Raw genomic sequence first — 2,542 nt, 5'->3', positions numbered from 1 at the left:
GTGCTGGAGCCTGTCGCCTTCGACGTGCGCCTGACGCCGACGGGGGACGAAGCGACGCCGGGCGCAAGGCCGATGACGGATACGCCCTGACCGCCTGCCCTCAGCTGGGCGGTGCCAGGTTACCGTCCAGCCGGTCCATCGCCGTGGCCAGCCCGCGGTGGATGGCGGCATCGTCGGCAAGGGCGGCGGGGAAGATCTGTTCCACCCGCAACAGGCCGTCGATCAGCGCCGGGCGGTCGGGAGCGGTGGCGGCGATGTGCGCGAGGCGATCGGCCAGCGGATCGACCAGCGTCCCGCCGCCCTGCGTGGTATCCGCCACGAAGCGCATCCATCCAGCCACCGGCAGCAGCAGCCGGTCGATGGGGCGGCCCAATGCGCGGGCGTCCATCAGCGTGTCCAGGATGCGGTAGGGCAGTTTCTGCGACCCGTCCCAGGCGATCTGGCGCAACAGATGGTGGATGGCGGGATTGCGGAAGCGCGCGAAGATGTCGTCGGCATAGCGCGCGCTATCCAGCCCGGGCGTCGGCACCAGCGTGGCGATGACGTCCTGGCGGACCATCGCTTCCACCAGGGTGGCGAGCGGACCGTCCCTCATCGCGTCGGCGACGCTGACATGACCGCGCGCGATGCCGAGATAGGCGAGTGCCGAATGCGCGCCGTTGAGCATCCGCAACTTGGCGCGTTCATAGGCGGCAACATCGGCGGTGCGCACCACCCCGACCGAGTCGAGGGCTGGCGCACCCGGCAGGGCCATGTCCTCGATCACCCATTGCGAAAACGCCTCGCGCTGGACGGCCGCGGCGTCCTCCATGCCCAGCAATGCCGCGGCGCGTTCGCGGTGCGCCTCGTCCGTCGCCGGGGTGATCGCATCGACCATCGTGTTGGGAAAGGCGAAGTGCGCCGCGATCCAGTCGGCGAGCCCGGTATCCAGATGCCGCGCGAAGGCGATCGTCGCAGCGCGCAGGCGATCGCCGTTCCCCGGCATGTTGTCGCAGCAGAGGACCGCGAATGGCGGGAGACCGGCCGCCCCCCGCGCCGCCGCACCGGCGACGATCCAGCCGATCACGCTGCGGGGAAAAGCCGGCACGGGCGCGGCCAGCGCCGCAAGGTCGGAGACGATGTCCGGGTGGTGCATGTCCAGCCGTCCGTCGCCGCTGAGGCAATAGCCTTTTTCGGTCACCGTGGTGGTGACGAGATGGACCGTTTCCTGCGCCAGCAGCGCAAGGGTGCGGGCGCCATCATCCGGCCCCAGCCAGGCACGGTGGGCGGCGATTACCCGCGCGGCCGTCGCTTCCTCCAGCGTGGTCAGGCTGTAAAGCCCGTCCTGCGCCGCCAGCGCATCGACCACGCCCCGCGTCCGCAGCGACACGGCAGCGATACCCCAGCGGGGATCATCGGCCAGCAGCGCGTCGAAATAGGCGGCCTGATGCGCCCGGTGGAACGCGCCCGGCCCGAAATGGACGACGCCGATCGATATCGTGGCGGGGTCGTAGCGCGGCCGCGCGACCGTCGCGGGTACATCGGCGAGCGTGCTGGCCGACAACTGCCTCACAGCGTCACCCCGCGCTTCCAGATGGCGATTTCCCGCTCGTCATTGCGCTCGGCACAGGTGGGCTCGCCCGAGGCGATCCGCATCATGGTGTCAAGCAGCGCGTCGGCGGTGCCGTCCACGCCGTGTTCCAGGGCCTGCCCGGCATCGAAGTCGATCCAGCGCGCCTTGCGTTCCGCCAGCACGCTGTTCGAGGCGATCTTAACGGTGGGCACCGGAAAGCCCAGCGGCGTGCCACGGCCGGTGGTGAACAGGATCATCGTGGCACCGGCCGCGGTCAGCGCGGTGGCGGACACCGCGTCGTTGCCCGGCGCCTCCAGCAGCGTCAGGCCGGCCTTGGTCGTGCGCTGGCCATAGCGGATGACGTCGGTCAGCGGTGCGTGGCCGCCCTTCTGCACCGCGCCCAGCGACTTTTCCTCCAGTGTGGTGATGCCGCCGGCCACGTTTCCGGGCGAAGGGTTTTCGGACACCGGCTGGCCATGGTCGAGGAAATAGCGCTTGAACCCGTTGACCAGATCGACGGTGTCGCCGAACACCGCATCGTCGGTGGCGCGGTTCATCAAAATCTGCTCGGCACCGAAGATCTCCGGAATCTCGGTCAGGATCGTGGCGCCGCCGCTGCCGGTCACCATGTCGGTGACCCGGCCGACCACCGGGTTCGCGGTCAGACCGGACAGGCCGTCCGAGCCACCGCATTTCACCCCCAGTACCAGCTTGGACAAGGGCACGGCGGTACGCTGCGCGGTCGCCGCCATCTCGACCAGTTCGTCGAGCAGTGTGCTGCCCGGGCGGCGACGTGGCGAATGACATTGCGGCGCCCGGCGGGAATGGCAGCCAGCAAGTCCGTGAGCTGATTCTCCTCGCACCCCAACCCGACCAGGAGCACGCCGGCCGCATTGGGGTGATCGGCCAGCGCGGCCAGGATGCGCCGCGTGTCCGCGAGATCGTCGCCCAGTTGCGAACAGCCGAACGGATGATGAAAGGCGTGGATGC

General features: G+C 69.6%; 1 protein-coding gene and 1 pseudogene. Both read right to left on the bottom strand.

Features of this window, described 5'->3' with window-relative positions; translation table 11 throughout:
• Nucleotides 1–100: 100 nt before the first annotated feature.
• Complete coding sequence (locus Q0U08_RS19750) at nucleotides 101–1,552, bottom strand: mannitol dehydrogenase family protein (RefSeq protein WP_298093495.1); 1,452 nt, start codon at nucleotides 1,550–1,552, stop codon at nucleotides 101–103.
• Nucleotides 1,549–2,542: pseudogene (locus Q0U08_RS19745) on the bottom strand (UxaA family hydrolase); the annotation flags it as partial. The gene Q0U08_RS19750 and the pseudogene Q0U08_RS19745, both read right to left, overlap by 4 nt.

Source organism: uncultured Sphingomonas sp. (assembly GCF_946477935.1).
Classification (GTDB): Bacteria; Pseudomonadota; Alphaproteobacteria; order Sphingomonadales; family Sphingomonadaceae; genus Sphingomonas.
The sequence above is the reverse complement of the archived record's forward strand: the minus strand, read 5'-3'. Positions and strand labels throughout refer to the sequence as shown.